This is a genomic window from Pseudomonas sp. NPDC086581 (genome assembly GCF_044746165.1).
Lineage (GTDB): Bacteria > Pseudomonadota > Gammaproteobacteria > Pseudomonadales > Pseudomonadaceae > Pseudomonas.
Genome location: NZ_JBIVBR010000001.1, coordinates 188,709 through 209,218, shown reverse-complemented (window position 1 = coordinate 209,218; position 20,510 = coordinate 188,709). Strand labels below are relative to the sequence as shown.

Here is a 20,510-nt window from a genome sequence, read left to right as displayed (position 1 = left end):
CCGAAACTCAAGCTATCCGCCAGTTGGTTAGATGCGGCGAATCGGCGATGGCTGGCACCGCTGCCGTCCGCAAGGCTTTACCGCTCGGGAAGGTCTGGTTAGGATCGATCTCCCTCTCTTACCGGCTGCCTCTGCCGTGCTCCGCCCAGGCGTTGATTCGCGAAGCGGGCATTCATGCTGCCGACGCTCCAACGGCCGTCACCCCGCGTGGCGCGCTATCCCTTTGTGATCTGCTGAATCAGGATGCATTCATGCTCATTCGCCAACGCATCGCTGCGGACAATCCGCGGCTGCTCGATATCTGGCTGGGCGCCGTGCGCGCGACCCACCACTTCCTTCAGGCGTCGGACATCGACGCGCTGCTGCCCCAGGTCCGCGACCTCTATCTGCCCGCCGTCGAAGTATGGGTGGCGGTGGACGATGAGGACCGGCCTCTGGGTTTCATCGGGCTCAACGAGAGCCATGTGGAAATGCTCTTCATTGATCCGGACTGCCGGGGGCGCGGCCTTGGCCGCGCACTGCTGGATTTCACCCGCGAATTGCGCGGGACGCTGAGTGTCGACGTCAATGAACAGAATCCTCAGGCGGTGGGGTTCTATCTGCACTATGGCTTCGTCCAGACGGGGCGCTCACCTCTCGATGGCGAAGGCCGGCCATTCCCGTTGCTGCACATGAGCCTGTCTGACAGGGCGTAGGTGGCTCTTCGTAGGAGCGAGGTGCGCGTTCGTTCATTGCTCGCGAACAAATGTCCGGTAGCCCCGGAGTCAAGCGGTTCGCGAGCAAGCTCGCTCCTACAACAGGTCTACGCGCTGTGTTCCGTCTCGCCGCTGCCGAAGCGAATACTCCGTGCGCCGAGTTTGAGCAGGCTGTCGGCGAACAGGTCGCTGGCGGTCTGGCGGCAATCCCAGGCGGCTTCCCAATCTTCCTGGCGGCGCCAATGCAGGCGGCCCACCAGGCGCTGTGGTTCGCCTTCGGCATGCAGCTCGCTGGCGAGGTAGCCGGGGCGCAGGTAGAACAGCTCCTGCAATTGCGACAGGTAATCGCACAGCCGCGCGGCGATGTGCGGGCGTTGCTGGGGCGTTACGTCGATCTCGATCTGCAGGACGAAGTGCGGATTGTCCACACAGGCATGGGCGGTGATCGGGTCGGGTTGCGTCATGTTCCTGGGCTCCCTGGCTTGAACCGAATGCCTGGCGAGGGTAAAACCTCAACTTAAGTTGAGGTCAATAGCCGTCATGAAGAAATCTTCCTCCTGCTCCATGCATCGTGATCTGAGCGTTGGTGAGCTGGCCAAGCGCGCTGGCGTGGCCGTTTCCGCTCTGCACTTCTATGAGGCCAAGGGCCTGATCAGCAGTTCGCGCAATGCCGGCAACCAGCGGCGCTATTCCCGGGACACGTTGCGCCGGGTGGCGGTGATAAAGGTCGCGCAACGGGTGGGTATTCCCCTGGGCGAGATCGCCGAGGCGCTGGGCTCGCTGCCGAGCGGGCACAACCCGACGGCAGCGGACTGGGCGCGATTGTCGGCGCGCTGGCGGGAGGACCTGAACGAACGGATCGAGAAGTTGCTGCTGCTGCGCGATCAGCTCGATGGCTGCATCGGCTGTGGCTGCCTGTCGATGGAAGCCTGCCCGCTGCGCAATCCGGGAGACCGGTTGGCGGAAGAGGGGCCGGGGGCGCATTGGACGGCGAACGACTGAGGTCGGGTGGTCATGATCCTGCATTGGCCGACAGTGCCTGCAGCACCTTCTGGTCCGCCTGTGACGCAGATTTGGAGCAACTGCCAGCCATGGTGACTGCCGCCGCCGCTCGGCTGGCTGGTGTTGTGGCCGAGTTGTAGGCCTGGGAGCCAGTGTCCATCGCAGCTGCGATTTTTCCCAGGCGGTTGGCAGTCAGCGCGGCGGAAAAGTTCTGCTCCATGCTGGACTGAGCCGTGTTGGTGGCAGCACCAAGGCCCGACCAGGCGGTTTTTGCCGAGCCATTGGCGACGGGGGAGATGACCCCTGCGGAGAGCGCACCCAGCCAGGCCAGCAGGACGTTGGTGGTGCCTGCCCGATTACCCATCGACTCGTAGAAATTGTGGACGCCGCGGCAGAACGCCGTGGCATCGGTATAGGCCGCAAGTGCTGACTCGTTGGTGCAGGGGGTGCTGCACGATGCTTTGTCTTTCCAGGGCCAGACCGGCGTGTCGGGATACACTCCGCCGCCGGATGAGCCGCAGCCCGTCAATGCGCTCAGCACCCATACCGCCCAAAGCTTCCGTTGCATGGCAGTCGCTCCCTCAGTGTTTCTTATCGTTCGCGCAGAGCTTCCCACCGCGCCTTGAGCACTGGCTTCAAGATGTAGTCCAGCACGCTCTTCTCGCCAGTGATGATGTCTACCGTCGCCACCATGCCGGGGATGATCAGCAGGGGCTTGGCGTCGGTGCCCAGGTGGTTCTTGTCGGTGCGCACCTGGATCATGTAGAAGCTGTTGCCCTTGTCGTCGGTGATGGTGTCGGCGCTGATCACTTCCAGCTTGGCCTTGAGCCCGCCGTAGATGGTGTAGTCGTAGGCGGTGAACTTCACCGTGGCCGGCTGGCCGGGGTGGAGGAAGGCGATGTCCTGCGGGCGCACCCGCGCTTCTACGAGCAGGTTATCCTCCAGCGGGACGATTTCCACCATGTCATTGCCCGGCTGTACGACCCCGCCGATGGTGTTGACCTTGAGCTGCTTGACGATGCCGCGCAGGGGCGCGACCACCAGGGTGCGGTTGACCTTGTCGTCGATGGCGCGGCTGGTGGCGGTAAGCTTGTTGAGGTCGGTGCGAACGTCGTTGAGCTCCTTCAGCGCGTCGCTGCGAAAGCCCAGTTTCGATTCTTCCACCTTGCGCTGGATCTCGTTCACCGCCGCCTCGGCTCGCGGAATGGCGAGGTTGGTGGCGTTGAGGTCGCCGCTGATTTCCACCGCGCTGCGGCGCAGGCGCAGCAGCTCCACCGGAGATACCGCGCCGGCTTTCACCAGCGGCTCGGACATGTTGATCTCCTGCTGCACTAGCCCGAGGCTGGAGCGGTACTGCTGAGTCTTGGCGCGGAACTCCTGGAGTTCCTGGCCTTTCTGCCGCAGCTGTTCCTGGAGGATGTTCAGCTCGCTGTTCTGCCGCTGCATGCGGGTCTGGTAGAGCGCCATCTGGTCTTCCACCACCTGCGGTGCGGCTTTTTTCAGGTCGTCGGTGAACGTCGGTTCGCGCCCTTCGGCTTCCGCTCTCAGGCGTTCGACACGGGCTTCGAGGGAGTTGCGGTCGGCCTCGGTCTCACCCTTGTTGGAGGAGAAGCGGGTGTCGTCCAGGCGCAGCAGCGGCTGGCCCTTGTTTACCACCTGGCCCTCGCGGACGAAGATTTCCGAGACGATGCCACCCTCCAGGTTCTGGATGGTCTGCACTTTGGAGGAGGGGATGGCCTTGCCTTCGCCCTTGGTCACTTCTTCTATATCGGCGAAGTAAGCCCAGGTGATGGCTGCCACCAGTAGCCCGAGCGCCGCCCAGAGGGTGATGCGGGTGGCATTGGGCGAATCCTCCAGCAGGGTGCCCTGGACCTCGGGCATGAATTCGGTGTCGCGGGCGCCATTGCCGCCCAGGTAGCCGCGGATCGATTGCGAAAAGTGCATGGCCATTACCCCGCTGCCGGGCCGACGTGGCCCTTGCGCAATGCTTCGATGACCGCGTCTTTCGGGCCGTCGGCGACGATGCGCCCGCTGTCCAGCACCAGCAGGCGGTCGACCAGGCTGAGCATCGAGGTGCGGTGGGTGACCAGCAGCAGGGTCTTGTCGCGGCAGGCCTCGTGCAGGCGCTTGCGCAGGATTTCCTCGCTGCTGTTGTCCATGGCGCTGGTAGGTTCGTCCAGCAGCAGGATCGGCGGATCGAGCAGCATCGCACGGGCCATCAGCACGGCCTGGCGCTGGCCGCCGGAGAGCAGCTGGCCGCGCTCGCCCACCGGGCGGTCGAAGCCGGCCGGGTGTTGCCGGGCCAGTTCGCTGACGCCGGTCAGCTCGGCCACTTCGAGCATTCGTGCATCGCTGACGTAGCGCGCGCCGAGCGTCAGGTTGTCGCGCAGGCTGCCGGCCAGTAGCGGCAGGTCATGGGCGACGTAGCCGATCTGCTGGCGCAGGTCGGAGACGTCGAGCTGCCGCAGGTCCAGACCGTCGAGCAGGATCTGCCCTTCGTCCGGGTGGTAGAAGCCCATCAACAGGCGGCCGAAGGTGCTCTTGCCCGAGCCGCTCTTGCCGATGATGCCGATCTTCTCGCCGGGGGCCATGCGCAGGCTGACGTGGTTCAGCGCCGGGGTGGTCTGGTCCGGGTAGCTGAAGCTCAGCTGGCGGACTTCCAGCGCGCCGTGCAACTGGGTGCGCTCCAGCGGCCGTTGGCGGGCCAGGCGCTCTTGCGGCAGCTCCATCAGCGCGTCGGTGCTCTTCATGGTCAGGCGCGCCTGCTGGTAGCGGGTGATCAGCCCGGCGATCTGCCCCAGCGGGGCGAGTACGCGGCTGTTGAGCATGTAGCTGGCGACCAGTGCGCCGACGCTGAGGTTGCCGTCGAGGATGCTGTAGACGCCGGCGCAGATCATCGCCAGGCCGGCGAACTGCTGGAGGAACAGGGTGCCGTTGGTGGCCAGTGCGCTGAGGAAGCGCGCGTGGTTGTCCAGCCGCGCCAGGGCGCCGTGGGTGGACTCCCAGCGGTACTGGCGCTCGCTTTCGGCGCCGCAGGCCTTGAGGGTTTCCAGGCCGCCGAGGGTCTCGATCAGCAGGGCCTGGCGTTCGGCGCCCAGGGTCAGGCTCTTCTGCACGGTATCGCGCAAGCGGCTCTGGATGATCAGGGCGAACACGATGGTGATGGGGAAGGCCAGCAGCGGCACGGCCACCAGCCAGCCGCCGAGCAGGCCGATGACCAGGATCATCAGCAGCGAGAAGGGCAGGTCGATCAGGCTGGTCAGGGTCAGCGCGGTGAGGAATTCGCGCAGGCCCTGGAAGTCATGGATGCTCTGCGCGAAGCCGCCGACGGTCTCGGGCTTGGCCTTGAGCGACATGCCGGTGATGCGTTCGAACAGGGTGGCGGAGAGGACCACGTCGGTCTTCTTGCCGGCCATGTCCAGCAGGTTGGAACGCAGCACCCTCAGCAGCAGCTCGAACAGTGTGCCGATCAGCAGGCCGGCGGCGAGCACCCAGAGGGTCGACAGCGCCTGGTTGGGCACCACGCGGTCGTAGGTCTGCATGACGAACAACGGCACGAGCATGCCGAGCAGGTTGATCAGCAGGCTGGCGACCAGCGCGTCCGTATAGAGCCAGCGCGACAGCCGCAGGGTGTCGCGGAACCAGGCTTCGACGCGTGGCACCAGCGGTTTGCGCGCCGCTTCCAGTTCGTGACGCGGGCGGGCGAAGAGGGCCTGGCCGCTGTACTGGGAGGCCAGCTCGTCGGCGCCGACGGCCTGTTCGCCGCCTTCGGTCTCGCAGGGCAGGATCAGTGCCTGGCCGTCTTCGCGCCACTGGCGCAGTACGGCGCTGCGGCCGTCATTGAGCAGCAGCAGGACCGGCAAGTTCAGGTTGGAGATGCTGCGCAGTTCGCGGCGCAGCAAGCGGCCCTGCAGGCCGGCACGGGCGGCGGCGCGCGGCAGCAGCGCGGCGGAGAGCCGCTGGTCGCGCAGCGGCAGGCCGGCGGACAGGCTGTTGCGGCTCACTGCGCAGCCATGCAGGCGGCAGAGGATCAGCAGTCCGTCGAGCAGGGGATCGTCATGGCTCAGGCGCGGATCGCCCGGCGCCGGTGTACCGCGCTCCTGGATGATCATGGTCACGCTACTTCCTCCCGGGCCGGGACGACTCGCGCCAGCGGCACTCGGCGAACACTTGCAGGTGTTCGCCGGCTGTGGCCGGTCGTCGGGTTTTCCGTGCCCCTTCGTATCGCTTCACGGCCGTCGCCCCGACACCGGGCGGCGCGGGGCAGAGTGACGAACGCGTGCGATTTTCTTATTTCAGGTCAGGCAGGCGTGCCTCGTTCTTCACATCCGACAGGGCCACGGCCTCATGCGGCGCGACGACATGCTGCGAGCGCAGCAGGGCGCCCATGCTGCCGAGCACGCGGTACATCGAGTATTCCTCGGTGTAGCGCACGTCGACGTAGCGGCGGTTGGCGGTGAACAGTTCGTTCTCGCTGTCCAGCAGGTCGAGCAGGGTGCGCTGGCCGAGGGTGAACTGTTGCTGGTACGCCTCGCGCACTTTGCGGGTGTAGTCGGCGTATTCGCGGGCGGGTTGGGTCTGCTTCTTGGAGTTCTCCATCGCGTCCCAGGCCAGCGAGAGGTTTTCGTTGAGCAGCCGCAGCGCGTTGTTGCGGATGTCCTGGGCCTCGTTGATCTGGTGCGAGGTGGCGTTCAGGTGGGCTTTGTCGCGCATCCCGTTGAACAGGTTGTAGCGCATCACCACCTGGGCTTCCCAACTGTTGTAGTGGCCTTCGTCGCCGTCGACGTTATTGTTGGCCGCCTTGGCCAGCTCGGCGTCGAAGCGCGGGTAGAAGGGCGCCTTGGCGGCTTCGTACTGTGCTTCGGCGGCGTTGACGTCGGCCTGGGCTGATTTGAGCAGCGGGTTTTCATTGAGCATGCCCTGGCGCGCGGCGAGCAGGTCCGCCGGCACTTCCGCCTTTACGGTGGAGGGGGCTTCGAGCTGGTCCGGCATACGGCCGGTGGCGCTATAGAAGCTGGCCTCGGCATCGGCCAGGTTCACTTCCTCGGTGTAGAGGTTGTTCTGCGCCAGGGCCAGACGGGCGATGGCCTGGTCGTTGTCGGCGGTACTGCCGACGCCACGCTCGCTGCGCAGGCGGATCTGGTCGCCGATGCGTTCGTGGGCCTGCAGGTTGTTCTTGGCCAGCGCCACCATCTCGCGGCGCTTTAGCACATCGAGGTAGACCTCGACAGTGCGCAGGGCGGCAGTTTCCGAGGTGCCGAGGATACGGAAGGCCTTGGCGTTGACATTGGACTCGTTGCGCTTGACCTCATTGGGGGTGCCGAAGCCGTCGAACAGCATCTGCCGCAGACGGATTTCCGCATCGCCGCGGGTCAGGGTCTCGTCGTTGTGGTTACCCGCTGCGCGGGTGCTGGGGCTGTCGGTGTTCTCGCGGCCATAGCCCGCGACAAGATCGACTGTTGGCAGGTATCCGCCCCTGGCGAATTTGAGCTCTTCATCCGCGGTGAGGCGGCTGTTTACGCTCTGGCTGATTTCCGGGTGGTATTGCAGCGTGCTTTGTATAGCTTCGGTCAGCGTCATGGCTTGCCCATGAGTCCCCGACACCGCCAAAAATACACCGCTCCATAGTGCCGCGTTACGACTGCGCATGGCTTTGCTCCTGGTGTTCTGTACTTCGATGCTCTTTGATCGCCAATTTATTGGCTTTTTTCTCTTATCAAGCGTTTCACGCCTGTAACATCAGAGCTAAGAACAACTTTTCGAAAACCTCAGAAGAATTTTTCACAAGGGTTATTCGGAAAAAATCTTATGAGCCCTGTGAAAAGCAGCACATTGTTTCTGCGTGCAAGCCCTCGTGTTTCCTGGGTATGGGCCGGAGCAGGCGCTTGCAGAAGAAGCCAGGTACGGTTTGTAGCAGTTAGGGCGGGGACCACCGCAGAAGGACAAGAATCGCGTGGCCAGCATGACAAAAAATTGTCGCTGGCTTTTTGATGCAAAAACGCTAGCAGTCCTTTTTGCCCCCTTCGCAACTTTCTTCGCAGCATCCCGATACAAGCGTGCCATGGCCTGTTTCGGTCAATCGCGCGTCGGTGGAGCCGGCCGCGGGATGTGCAGCGGAGGAAGGACTCATGGCTACTTTGATGGGTGTCGTCAGCAAGGTAATCGGCGAAGTGTTTGCGGTAGCCGCCGATGGATCGCGTCGTCCTTTGGAACAGGGAGACAAGGTTTTTGTCGGTGAGCAGCTCGTCACCGGCGCCAATGGCGCAGTCGCGCTGAAGATTGCGGGGGGCGGCGAGATTACGCTGGGGCGTGACAGCTCCTTGCCGATGACCTCACAGATGCTTGCGGCCGCGCACCAGGCGGAGCAGGGTGACCAGTCGGTTGCCCAGCAACAGCCGGCGACGCCGACCAAGCAGGACGTCACCGACGTCAAGGCGCTGCAGGCCGCCATCGCCGCGGGCATGGACCCGACCCAGGCTGCCGAAGCCACCGCCGCCGGCCCGAGTGCCGCAGGTGCCGCCGCCAACGGCAAGCCCGGTGGCGGGCACTCCTTCGTGCTGCTGACTGAAGTCGGCGGGCACGTCGACCCGACTATCGGCTTCCCGACCGGCCCCATAGGCTCCGGTCCGTTGCCCCTGCGTGAATTCGATGGCACCCCGGATGTACGTCCCGAGGCCGAACCGCCCGTGGTCCCGCCGGATGGCGTGCCGAGCGTCGGCCCCAACGGCCCCGGTGGTTCCAATGTGTTCGAGGCCGGCCTGCCCGGCGGTCTTCCCGATGGTGCAGGCGAGGGTGCGATCCACTCCGGCACCCTGGGCTACAGCTTCGGTCCCGACGGCGTTGGCAGCTTCTCCTGGGGCACCGCTGGGCTACCCAGCCTGACCTCCGGTGGAGTTGCCATCACCTATAGCGTCAGCCCCGATGGCCATGTACTTACCGGCAGCGCCAATGGCACGCCGGTCTTCACCGTGACCCTCACCGATATCAACACCGGTGCTTTCGAGGTCAACCTGCTGCAGCCGGTGGACCACCCGGTCAAGGGTTCCGAAGACACCCTGAACTTCGACATTCCCTACGTCATCACCGACGGCAACGGCACGTCCGCCAATGGCACGCTGACCGTTGGCATCGTCGACGATGCGCCACAGGCCAGCCTGTCCGCCGATAATGGCGTGGACGTGCTGCTGCAGACCCATGACGCCAACACCGCTGGCGCCGCCTTCGACACCTCCACCGCCGACTACAGCTCGGCCTTCCAGGTGACTGCCAACTACGGCGGCGATGGCGCCGGCACCACGCAGCTGAGCTACAACCTGAGTCTGGTGGCCGGCAACGGCGCCAACTCGGGCCTGACCAGCGGCGGCGCGGTTATCTACCTGTACAGCGTGGGCGGCGCCATCGTCGCTTCCACCTCCGCAAGCGCTGCCGGCGTCACTGGCGAGAACACCGTGTTCTCGCTGTCGGTGAACGGCAACACCGGGGTCGTCACCCTGACTCAATACAGCGCCATCGATCATCCGCTACCGGGCAGCGAGAGCGGTTTCGCCAGCCAGACCATCGCACTCGATTCCGGCCTGGTGCAGCTGCAGGGCAACCTGACAGTCACCGACCGGGACGGCGATAGCGTGACCTCCAGCAGCTCACTGGATCTGGGCGGCCGCGTGAGTTTCACCGATGACGGTCCGAGCATTGCCGTGGGCAACACCGAAGGCCTGCACCTGACGGTGGACGAGACCGCCCTGGGCACTGACGCCACCAGCAGCGTAGCGGTGAGCAGCCTCTTCAACGCGCAGTTCGGCGCAGACGGCGCCGGTTCGATCACCTACAAGGTGTCCACCACCGACAACACCGATAGCGGTGTGAAGGACACCGCCACCGGCGACAAGATCTTCCTGTTCAACACCGCCAATGGTGTCGAGGGTCGCGTTGGTGGCGCCGATGGCGCGGTCGCGTTTCGCGTGACCCTGGGCGAGGACGGCAAGATCACCCTCGATCAGGTGCGTGCACTCGTGCACCCGGACGCCACCGATGCCAACGACCCGCTGAGCCTGGGCGAAGGCAAGATCAGCCTGACTGCCACGGTGACCGACGCCGATGGCGACCATCAGAGCGCCAGCCTTGACCTGGGCAGCAAACTCACCTTCCTCGACGACGGCCCGAGCATTTCCGTGGGCAGCACCGAGGGGCTGCACCTGACGGTGGATGAGTCCGACCTGAGCCAGGACGCCACCAGCAGCGGTTCGGTTGCTGACCTGTTCAACGCACAGTTCGGCGCAGACGGCGCCGGTTCGATCACCTACAAGGTGTCCACCACCGACAACACCGATAGCGGTGTGAAGGACACCGCCACCGGCGACAAGATCTTCCTGTTCAACACCGCCAATGGTGTCGAGGGTCGCGTTGGCGGCGCCGATGGCGCGGTCGCGTTTCGCGTGACCCTGGGCGAGGACGGCAAGATCACCCTCGATCAGGTGCGTGCACTCGTGCACCCGGACGCCACCGATGCCAACGACCCGCTGAGCCTGGGCGAAGGCAAGATCAGCCTGACTGCCACGGTGACCGACGCCGATGGCGACCATCAGAGCGCCAGCCTTGACCTGGGCAGCAAACTCACCTTCCTCGACGACGGCCCGCGCATCGCGCCCATCGAAGGCAGTGACCTGCACCTGAGCGTGGACGAAACCACGCTCGGCCAACCGGCGACCAGCACCGGCTCGGTGGCCGAACTGTTCAACGGCCAGTTTGGCGCCGACGGCGCTGGCTCCATCAGCTATAAGCTCGAAGCCGCCAACAACACCGACAGCGGCCTGACCGATACCGCCAGCGGGCAGCGCGTGTTCCTCTTCAATACCGCCAACGGGGTGGAAGGGCGCCTGGAAACCAGTGGCGAAACCGCCTTCCGCGTGACCATCGGGCAGGACGGCAAGGTCACCCTGGAGCAGCTGCGCGCGCTGGTGCACTCCGATACCAGCGACCCCAACGACGCGCTGAACCTGGCCGGCAAGATCACCCTCAGTGCCATCATCACCGACAAGGACGGAGACTCCACCACCGCGCAGATCGACCTGGGCAGCAAACTGACCTTCCTCGACGATGGCCCCAGCATCGAGCCGTGCAAGGATCTGGATATCAAGCTGACGGTGGACGAAACCCACCTGAATGTGGATGCCACCAGCTCGGTCAGCGTCTCTGACCTGTTCACCGGGCACTTCGGGGCTGATGGCGCCGGCGGCATCACCTACAAGGTTGAGACCCAGGACAATACCGACAGCGGCCTGAAGGACACCGCCACCGGTAGCCAGATATTCCTGTTCAACACCGCCAGTGGCGTAGAAGGCCGGGTAGGCGGCGTGAACGGCGACGTTGCCTTCCGCGTCACTTTGGGCCAGGACGGCACGATCACCCTTGACCAGGTGCGGGCGGTGGTTCACCCGAACCCCGGCGATGCCAATGACGGCGTCAGCCTGGACCCGAACAGTGTCACCCTGACCGCCACCATCACCGACAAGGACGGCGACAGCGCCCAGGCCCACATCGACCTGAGCGGCAAGCTGAACTTCCTCGACGACGGCCCGAGCATCACGCCGTGCCAGGACGCCGACATCAAGTTGACCGTGGACGAAACCCACCTCGGCGTGCCGGACACCAGCAGTGCGTCGGTGGCCGACCTGTTCACCGCTCACTTCGGCGCGGACGGCGCCGGAACCATCACCTACAAACTGGCTGGGGCCGATAACTCCGATTCGGGGCTGAAAGATACCGAGACGGGGCAGAAGGTCTATCTCTACAACACCGCCAATGGTATCGAAGGCCGCCTGCAGGGCACCGATACTGTGGCCTTCCGCGTTTATGTGGACGGCGACGGCAAGGTCACGCTGGAGCAGTTGCGCGCCTTGGCGCATCCGGATACCAGTAATCCTGACGATGCCCTGAGCCTGAGTGGCCAGGTCACTCTGACCGCCACCATCACCGACAAGGACGGCGACAGCGCCAGCGCCCATATCGACCTGGGCAGCAGCCTGACCTTCCTTGACGACGGCCCGAGCATCGCCCCGTCGAGCATCTACGACATCAGCCTGGAAGTAGACGAGTCCAACCTCGCCAACGACGCCCGTGTCGAATCCAGCCTGGTTTCGCTGCTGTTCGAATCGCACTTCGGCGCCGATGGCGCGGGCGGCATCACCTACAAGGTCAGCACTGTGGATGGCACTGACAGTGGTTTGAAGACCACCCAGGGTGACGCCATCCTGCTGTACAACATAAATGGCACGGTGGAAGGCCGCGTGGCGGGCAGTGGAGCAGTCGCCTTCGTGGTCAGCGAGGACAACGGCGCGCTGATGCTCGACCAGCGCCTGGCGCTCAAGCATCCGGACACCAGCAACCCCGATGATCCGCTGCGCCTGGACAGCGGCAAGATCACCCTGACCGCCACCATCACCGATGGCGACGGTGACAAGGCTTCGGCCCATGTCGACCTGGGCAGCAAGATGGTGTTCTACGACGACGGCCCGCAAATCGAACCATGCACCACCGCCGACATCCGCCTGACGGTGGATGAAACCAACCTGGGGACTGATGCCCAGGCATCGGCGGGCGACGTGGCGGCGCTGTTCACCAGTCACTTCGGTGCTGACGGCGCCGGCGGCATCACCTACAAGATCACCACAACCGATGGCACCGACAGCGGCCTGAAGGACACCGCGACCGGTGGCAGGATCTTCCTGTACAACACCGCCGAAGGTGTGGTGGGTAAAGTGGAGGGCACCAACCTGGTGGCCTTCACCGTGACTCAGCACAACGGCGCGATCACCCTGGATCAGCAGCGTGCGCTGGTGCACCCGGTGACCACCGATGCCAATGATCCGCTGAGCATCGGCATCGACAAGATCGCTCTCACCGCCACCATTACCGACGGTGACGGCGACCATGAGTCGGCCAGCGTGGATCTGGGCAGCAAGTTGACCTTCCTCGATGACGGCCCGCACATCGAGCCGTGCACCGACGCCGATATCCGCCTGGAAGTGGACGAGTCCAACCTCGCCAGCGACGCGCGCGTCGAAGCGCCCCTGGTGGCCAACCTGTTCACCGCCGATTTCGGCGCCGACGGGGCCGGCTCGATCAGCTACAAGGTCACCACCGTCGACGGTACCGACAGCGGCCTGCGCGAAACCGCCAGCGGCGCACGCATTCTGCTGTTCAACGACGGCAATGGAGTGGTCGGCAAGGTCGAAGGCAGCGGCGCCATCGCCTTCGTGGTTCGTCCTGATGGTGGGGCGCTGACCCTTGATCAGCGCGTGGCGTTCATCCATCCCGACAGCAGCAACGACGATGAAACGCTGAGCATCGCCAGCGGCAAGATCAGCCTGACCGGGACCATCACCGACAAGGACGGCGACAGCCAGAGCGCCTCCATCGACCTGGGCAGCAAGCTGGTATTCCACGACGATGCCCCGAGCATCAGCGCAGATGCCAGCAAAGCGCCGACCCTGACCGTGGACGAGACAGTGCTGAGCACCGATGCCACCGCCAACTTCAGCGGCGTCTTTACCTCCAATGGCGGCGCCGATGGCGGCAGCGTCAGCTACAAGCTGGCCGCTACCACTGACACGCCGAGCGGGCTGCAGACCACCAGCGGGCAGAACATCGTGCTCGTCAAGGTCAGCGATACCCTGGTCGAGGGCCGCGTGGGCAACAGTAGCGGCGCGGTCGCCTTCAGCCTGTCCCTCAACAGCGCTACCGGCGAGCTCAAGCTCGACCAGCAACTGGCACTCAAGCACGCCGATAGCGGCAACCCCGACGACTCGGTCGGCCTGCTGGGCAACAAGATATCCCTGGTGGCGACCATCACCGACGGCGATGGCGATCACAAGTCCGCCAGCCTCGACCTGGGCGACAAGCTGGTGTTCAAGGACGACGGCCCCGCGCTCATCGCAGGTGGCAGCCTGACGGGCCAGGTCATGGAGGATGCGCTGCCCGGCGGCAACCCCGACGGGGCCAGCGATACCACGACCGCCACGGGCTCGCTCACCAGCCTGGTGAACTTCGGTGCGGACGGCCCTGGGGCCTTCTCCCTGACTGGCGATTATTCCTCGCTGACCTCGCAGCACTTGACCTCCGGCGGCGTGGCGCTGGCCTACAGCGTGGTCGGCAACCTGCTGACCGCCACTGCCGGCGCCAAGACCATCTTCACCCTGTCGCTGGATGCGGCGGGCAACTACGAATTCAAGCTCGTCGGCCCGCTCGATCATCCGCTGCACAATGGCAGTGATGCGGAGCAATTGGCGCTCAACCTTGGTGGCGTGATCAAGGCCACCGACGGCGACGGCGATCCGGTCAGCCTTGGCAGTGGCTCGCTGGTGATCAACGTGCAGGACGACCTGCCGGTGGTGCACAGCGAACCGCCGTGCCAGGATGTCTCCGAGGTCCCCGGCTTCGTGCTCAACGGCACGCTCGACGTGAGCTTCGGCGGCGACGGCCGCGGTGCCTTCGACCTCAGCGGCAACACCGCGCCGGATGGCCTGACCTACGTGGTTACCCAACTGGCCGGTGGCGGCTCGCAGCTGACCGCCTACGACGGTTCCAACGAGGCGTTCTTCGTCCTCAAGGTCAATGCCGACGGCACCTACAGCTTCGAGGTGCTCAACTCGCGGCCGATCTCGACGGTGGAATACGACCTGACACAGGTCTCCGCCGGTGGCCCGCGGCCTTCCGTCACTCTGTCCGCCGATGGCCTTTCGGTGGTCTTCAGCAGCCCCAACGGCAACGTGAATCCCTCCGACAACGGCATGGGTGTGGGCGGCAACAACCTCATCACCCCCGGCGAGAACCTCAACATCGCCTTCAGCGAGAAGATCTACGACGTCAGCTTCGACGTGCAGAAACTCTCCACCAGCGATGTGCTCACCTGGAAGGTGCTCGGTGACGGCGGGGTGGTGCTGGCGACCGGGACCTTCTCGCCGCCGGCCGGCTATGGGGAGAGCAGCTCGATCTCGTTCAACCTGCTGACCGACGGCCACTTCACCAGCGGCTCGGCCTTCCAGCTGTCCGAAGGCGGCTTCAACTCCGTGGTGCTGAGCAGCAACAGCGGCGACTACCGTCTGGTCACCGTCTCCGCCGGGCAGTCGGTCCTGCCGGAGAACCTGGACCTCAACTTCCACGTCGGCCTTACCGACGGCGACGGCGACAGCGCCGGGCTGAACCTGTGCCTGGACCTGAGCAGCCCGCAGTCTGTACTGGTAGTGGGCAGCAACAGCAGCGACATCGACGGGTCCAATACTCAGCACACCCTGCCCAACCCGCAGGATGTGGACAAGTCCGGGACCATCAGTGGCGGTGGCGGCAACGACGTGCTGGTGGGCGATCCGGGTGGCGTGTCGGTCTATACCCAGCCGGGCAAGAACTACAACATCTCGCTGATCGTCGATACCTCCGGCAGCATGAAGGACCCCTCCGGTACCGGCAGCCTGTCGCGCATGGACCTGGCGAAGAACGCGCTGGTGAACCTGGTCAACGCCATCAAGGGTCACGACGGGGTCATCAACGTCAGCCTGGTGTCGTTCGGCGACAACGCCACCCGCGTCAGCTACAACGGCCTGACGACAGCCAACGTGGCCTTGCTGATCTCCGCGATCAACGCGCTCAGCGCCAACGGTGCGACCAACTATGACGATGCCATGCAGAAGGCTTCGGCATGGTTCAACACCCAGGTCAGCACCAACCATGCGGACGCGGCCCACGGTTACGTCAACCTGGCTTTCTTCCTCACCGACGGCAACCCGACCGTCTACAACGGCAACTCCAGCAGCGGCAACAGCACCAGCTATAACGACATGAACGTCGCTATCACCTCGGGCAACGACATGCTGCACCATGCTGGCACCCTGGTCGGCGACAACTCGGTGGCGGTCAATGCCATCGGTATCGGCAACGGCATCAACAGCGACTACCTGCGCTACTTCGACAACACCAACACCACTGGCACCGTGGTGACCAATGTCGATGGCACGAACCTGTCCAACACGGTCGGCCAGCCGCAGATCATCAACACCGCCGAGCAGTTGCAGGCGGCGCTGCAGGAAGGCTTCAGCACCAGCACACCGGTGACCGTGGGCAACGACCACCTGGTCGGCGGCTCGGGCAACGACATCCTGTTCGGCGATGTCATCAACACCGACCAGCTGGCCTGGGCCGGGCACGCTGCCGGCACGCACAACGGCCAGGGCTTCCAGGGACTGGTGGACTACCTGACCGCCACCAACGGCACCGCGCCGACGGCGGCGACGATCAGCAACTACATCATCCAGCACGCGGATCAGCTCAACGTCGCCGGTGACATGCGCGGTGGCGACGACATCCTCGAAGGCGGCGCCGGCAATGACCTGATGTTCGGCCAGGGCGGCAACGACAAGCTGATCGGCGGGCCCGGCGACGACATCATGTACGGCGGCACCGGCGCGGACGAGTTCATCTGGAAGTCGGGCGATACCGGCCACGACGTGATCAAGGACTTCAACATCGCCGAGCACGACGTGCTGAACTTCGCCGACCTGCTGCAGGGGGAAACCGCCACGGCCTCGTCGCTGGCGCATTACCTGACCTTCTCGGTCGCCGCCGGCACCACCACCATCGGCGTCAGCCCCACCAGCGGTGGCGCCGTCACCCAGACCGTCGACCTGGCCAACGTCGATCTCGCCGCCAAGTACGCGGGCCATGCCGGCAATGGTGTGCTCTCGGCGGGGGATACCCAGACCGTGCTCAACGGCCTGCTGGGGGATCACGCGATCAAGACCGACACCGTCTGACGCCGTGTGAAGCCAGTCGAAACCGCCGCCTTCGGGCGGCGGTTTCGTTCCTGCCCGCCCAACGAGGGTGGTGGCACAGCTATACGCCTGGTGAATGATCGTCGCCCTGCGTCCTCACTGGCGCCTATGCTCGGGGCTACACCATCCTCCCCAACGAACAACAAGCAACGAGGTTTCCCATGCGCGAAGTGGTGATCGTCGACAGCGTCCGTACCGGCCTGGCCAAGTCCTTCCGTGGCAAATTCAACATGACCCGTCCGGACGACATGGTCGCCCATTGCATCGACGCGCTGCTGGCGCGCAACAACCTCGACCCGCTGCTGGTGGACGACTGCGTGGTCGGCGCGGGCTCCAACGAAGGCGCCCAGGGCCACAACATCGGCCGCAACGCCGCCGTACTGTCGCGCCTGGGCACCCATGTCGCCGGCATGACCCTGAACCGCTACTGCTCCTCGGGTCTGCAGGCCATCGCCATTGCTGCCAACCAGGTAGCTTCGGGCTGCAGCGACATCCTGGTGGCCGGCGGCGTCGAGTCCATCACCCTGACCATGGGCAAGCAGAATCTCGACAACTTCGTGAACCCGCGCCTGAAGGACGAGTTCCCCGGCATCTACTACCCCATGGGGCAAACCGCCGAGATCGTCGCCCGCCGCTACAACGTCACCCGCGAGCAGCAGGACCTGTACTCCCTGCAGAGCCAGCAGCGCACCGCCCGCGCCCAGGCCGAAGGCCTGTTCGACGATGAAATCGTGCCGATGAGCGTGAAGTACCTGGTGGAAGACAAGGCCACCGGCGAGAAGAAAGTGCTCGACGGCGTGGTCGACCGCGACGACTGCAACCGCCCGGAAACCACCCTTGAAGGCCTGAACTCCCTCAAGCCGGTTTTCGCAGAAGACGGCTCGGTCACCGCCGGCAACGCTTCGCAGCTCTCCGATGGCGCGTCGATGACCCTGATCATGAGTCTGGACAAGGCCCTGGAACTGGGCCTCAAGCCCAAGGCCTTCTTCCGCGGCTTCACCGTTGCCGGTTGCGAGCCGGATGAAATGGGCATCGGCCCGGTGTTCTCGGTGCCCAAGCTGCTCAAGGCCAAGGGCCTGCAGATTGCCGACATCGACCTCTGGGAACTCAACGAAGCTTTCGCCTCGCAGTGCCTGTACGCCCGCGATCACCTGGGCATCGACAACGAGAAGTACAACGTCAACGGCGGCTCCATCTCCATCGGCCACCCCTTCGGCATGACTGGCTCGCGCCAGGTCGGCCACCTGGTGCGCGAACTGCAGCGCCGCAACCTGCGCTACGGCATCGTCACCATGTGCGTGGGCGGCGGTATGGGCGCCACCGGCCTGTTTGAGGCCGTTCGCTGAGCACGACGGGTGAGGGCGCACGCCCTTGCCTGGATGGCACCGACCGCTCCACGCAAGCGGCTCGGTGCCGCTGAGAAGCCCCCGGCGGTGACGCCGGGGGTTTTTCATTTGTGCTTCTCTTCAGGTGCGGGCATAACCCGGAATGTCGGCGCCAACCTGTAGAAGCGCCCCATGGGCGCGATCGTGGGCATGGCCCGCTCCTGCAAAGGTGCGATGGGCTTTCGCTTCGGAAGCAGAAAAGCAAAACCCCGGCTGGCAGGCCGGGGTTCGTGTGTCCAGGACCTGGAGGAGATCAGCGTCCGACGCGGGCGAACAGGTCGGAGGCCTGCTGCATGCGGGTGATGTACAGCATCACCTCACGCTCGGCATCGAAGCGCGTGAAGTAAGGGCCTTCAAGCGTTCCCTCGCGGGTGGAGAAGAAGTACTGACCATTGACCGCGCTGATGCGATCACTGCGGTAATGGGTGGCCGCCTGGCCGTCGCCGACGCGTTGTCCCAACATGAGCTGACCTCCCGAACGAAAGGATTAATTGAATCGAGTGTATGTCGCAAAGGCCCGCCGTGCCTGGGCCACGGAGGAATGGCGACGAACGGCAGCCAATCGTTTCAACGATGAAACACTCGACTGGGTGGGCTTCACGTTCCCTTGACTATGCTCAGTGTCCGGCGGCGGTCGCCGCCGCGCAGGGTCGAGAAAAGATGATTTTTTCGGTTATAAGAAAATCAAAATATATTCTTTTTAATGCGTAAAGACCTTGTGCATAGTGGTCACCAACACGAAGAAGGAGAGACCCATGAGCTTGCGACTCGGCGACATCGCCCCCGACTTCGAACAGGAATCCAGCGAAGGACGCATCCGTTTCCATGAATGGCTCGGCAACAGCTGGGGTGTTCTGTTTTCCCACCCGGCCGACTTCACCCCGGTATGCACCACCGAGCTGGGCCTGACCGCCAAGCTCAAGGACCAGTTCGCCGCCAAGGGCGTGAAGGTGATCGCCCTGTCCGTCGACCCGGTGGACTCCCACATGAAGTGGATCGAAGACATCAACGAGACCCAGAACACCGTGGTCAACTTCCCGATCATCGCCGACGCCGACCGCAAGGTGTCCGAGCTTTATGACCTGATCCACCCCAACGCCAACGACACCCTCACCGTGCGTTCGCTGTTCGTCATCGACCCGAACAAGAAGGTGCGCCTGACCATCACCTACCCGGCGAGCACCGGGCGCAACTTCAACGAGATCCTGCGCGTCATCGACTCGCTGCAGCTCACCGACAACCACAAGGTCGCAACGCCCGGCAACTGGCAGGACGGCGACGACGTGGTGATCGTGCCCTCGCTCAAGGACGAGGAAGAGATCAAGCAGCGCTTCCCCAAAGGCTATCGTGCGATCAAGCCGTACCTGCGCCTGACGCCGCAACCGAACAAGTGACTCTCCGCTCCCCATCCGGGGAGTCACTGTACGAGCAAACCTCGAGCGGAAATCGGGCCGGTTCGCCGGCCCATTTTTTATCCTTCATGCGCGGACCACGCCGCGCTTTTTTATTCAGCTCCGCTGTCTGTTCGATCCATTCGATCTGACTTGCCCGCCAAACGGGAAGAAGACGTCAGCCCACGCCAAGGAGAACGACCATGGGTCATTCCAACTGGCGCCGCAGCCTGGCCGTCGCTCTTCTCGCGAGCCTGCCGATCGGCGCCTACAACAGCCCCGCCAACGCCGCCGAAGCGCCCAAGGAAGTGCGGCTGGACTACGCCTACTACGCACCCACCAGCCTGGTGCTCAAGCACTTTGGCTATCTGGAAAAAGCCCTCAAGCCGCAAGGCACCGAAGTGCGCTGGGTGTTCAGCCAGGGCAGCAACCGCTCGCTGGAATACCTCAACGCGGGCAGTACGGATTTCGCCTCCACCGCCGGCCTTGCCGCCGTGCTCAGCCGCGCCAATGGCAGCCCGCTGAAGACCGTGTACATCGCCAGCCGCCCGGAGTGGACCGCGCTGGTGGTGCCCAAGGACTCGCCCCTCAAGTCGGTGGCCGACCTCAAGGGCAAGAAAATCGCCGCCACCAAGGGCACCGACCCCTATCTGTTCCTGCTGCGCAGCCTGCAGCAGGCGGGTCTGGACAAGAATGACGTGGAGATTGTCCACCTGCAGCACCCGGACGGCCGCGCCGCGCTGGAGCAGGGCAGGGTGGACGCCTGGGCCGGCCTCGATCCGCATATGGCCGCCAGCGAGCTGCAGGCCGGTTCGCGGCTGCTGTACCGCAATGTCGACTTCAACAGCTACGGCGTGCTCAGCGTCACCGAGAAATTCGAGAAGGAGCAGCCGGCGCTGATCAAGCAGGTCATCGCCGCCTATGAAGAGGCGCGTCAGTGGGCCGTGGCGCACCCGGAGGAAACCGCGAAGCTGCTCGCCGAGGAAGCCAAGCTGCCGCTGGAAGTGGCGAAGCTGCAACTCTCGCGCACTGACTTCAGCAAGCCGCTGCCGGGCGCCGAGCAGGTGGCCGCGCTGAAGGCTGCCGCACCGATCCTGCTGGACGAGCAACTGGTGCGTCCGGGAACCGACGTCACTGCCGTGGTCGATCAACTGATCGCACCGCAACTGGCCGGTGAAGTGATCGGCAAACCGGCCGTCGCCAAGGCAGGGCAATAAT

At 64.5% G+C, this 20,510-nt stretch carries 12 protein-coding genes; 6 read left to right on the top strand and 6 right to left on the bottom strand.

The features are described from left to right. The first annotated feature begins 251 nt into the window (after positions 1-251). Positions 252-695, top strand: a complete 444-nt coding sequence (locus tag ACIPK7_RS00925; protein WP_401085557.1) for an acetyltransferase — start codon at positions 252-254, stop codon at positions 693-695. Positions 696-802: 107 nt separating this feature from the next. Here the strand turns inward: ACIPK7_RS00925 and ACIPK7_RS00920 are convergent, their stop codons facing one another. Beyond that, positions 803-1,159 (bottom strand): antibiotic biosynthesis monooxygenase, encoded by a 357-nt coding sequence (locus ACIPK7_RS00920; protein ID WP_401084508.1) that lies wholly within the window; start codon positions 1,157-1,159, stop codon positions 803-805. Between the two features lie 76 nt (positions 1,160-1,235). Between ACIPK7_RS00920 and soxR the strand changes: the two genes are divergently transcribed. Continuing rightward, positions 1,236-1,697 carry a redox-sensitive transcriptional activator SoxR gene (gene soxR, locus ACIPK7_RS00915; RefSeq protein WP_401084505.1) on the top strand — a complete coding sequence of 154 codons (462 nt, stop codon included), beginning with the start codon at positions 1,236-1,238 and terminating at the stop codon, positions 1,695-1,697. A 10-nt stretch (positions 1,698-1,707) separates the two neighbouring features. On the opposite strand, the gene ACIPK7_RS00910 is transcribed toward soxR, so the two are convergent. The 4 genes from ACIPK7_RS00910 to ACIPK7_RS00895 form a co-directional block, all read right to left on the bottom strand. Beyond that, positions 1,708-2,265 carry a hypothetical protein gene (locus ACIPK7_RS00910; RefSeq protein ID WP_401084503.1) on the bottom strand — a complete coding sequence of 186 codons (558 nt, stop codon included), beginning with the start codon at positions 2,263-2,265 and terminating at the stop codon, positions 1,708-1,710. A 23-nt stretch (positions 2,266-2,288) separates the two neighbouring features. Then, complete coding sequence (locus ACIPK7_RS00905) at positions 2,289-3,641, bottom strand: HlyD family type I secretion periplasmic adaptor subunit (RefSeq protein ID WP_401084501.1); 1,353 nt, start codon at positions 3,639-3,641, stop codon at positions 2,289-2,291. A gap of 5 nt (positions 3,642-3,646) precedes the next feature. Then, positions 3,647-5,809, bottom strand: a complete 2,163-nt coding sequence (locus tag ACIPK7_RS00900) for a type I secretion system permease/ATPase (protein ID WP_401085555.1) — start codon at positions 5,807-5,809, stop codon at positions 3,647-3,649. 178 nt (positions 5,810-5,987) lie between these two features. Then, positions 5,988-7,277: a TolC family outer membrane protein gene (locus tag ACIPK7_RS00895; protein WP_401084498.1), complete on the bottom strand. Its 1,290-nt coding sequence runs from the start codon at positions 7,275-7,277 to the stop codon at positions 5,988-5,990. A gap of 548 nt (positions 7,278-7,825) precedes the next feature. Between ACIPK7_RS00895 and ACIPK7_RS00890 the strand changes: the two genes are divergently transcribed. Together ACIPK7_RS00890 and ACIPK7_RS00885 are read left to right on the top strand one after the other, a co-directional pair. Further along, positions 7,826-16,498, top strand: coding sequence for a retention module-containing protein (locus ACIPK7_RS00890; RefSeq protein ID WP_401084496.1), 8,673 nt, complete (start codon positions 7,826-7,828; stop codon positions 16,496-16,498). 179 nt (positions 16,499-16,677) lie between these two features. Then, positions 16,678-17,862 carry a thiolase family protein gene (locus ACIPK7_RS00885; RefSeq protein WP_169940798.1) on the top strand — a complete coding sequence of 395 codons (1,185 nt, stop codon included), beginning with the start codon at positions 16,678-16,680 and terminating at the stop codon, positions 17,860-17,862. 292 nt (positions 17,863-18,154) lie between these two features. On the opposite strand, the gene ACIPK7_RS00880 is transcribed toward ACIPK7_RS00885, so the two are convergent. Next, a complete protein-coding gene (locus ACIPK7_RS00880; RefSeq protein ID WP_081519197.1) occupies positions 18,155-18,364 on the bottom strand; it encodes a DUF6316 family protein in 210 nt (69 codons plus the stop codon). A 292-nt stretch (positions 18,365-18,656) separates the two neighbouring features. On the opposite strand from ACIPK7_RS00880, the gene ACIPK7_RS00875 reads away from it, so the two are divergent. Beyond that, entirely contained in the window at positions 18,657-19,295 is a 639-nt protein-coding gene (locus ACIPK7_RS00875; protein WP_401084493.1) for a peroxiredoxin, read from the top strand. A 200-nt stretch (positions 19,296-19,495) separates the two neighbouring features. Continuing rightward, the gene (locus tag ACIPK7_RS00870) at positions 19,496-20,509 is read left to right on the top strand and encodes an aliphatic sulfonate ABC transporter substrate-binding protein (protein WP_401084490.1); all 1,014 of its coding nucleotides are present in this window, start codon (positions 19,496-19,498) and stop codon (positions 20,507-20,509) included. Position 20,510: the final 1 nt, after the last annotated feature.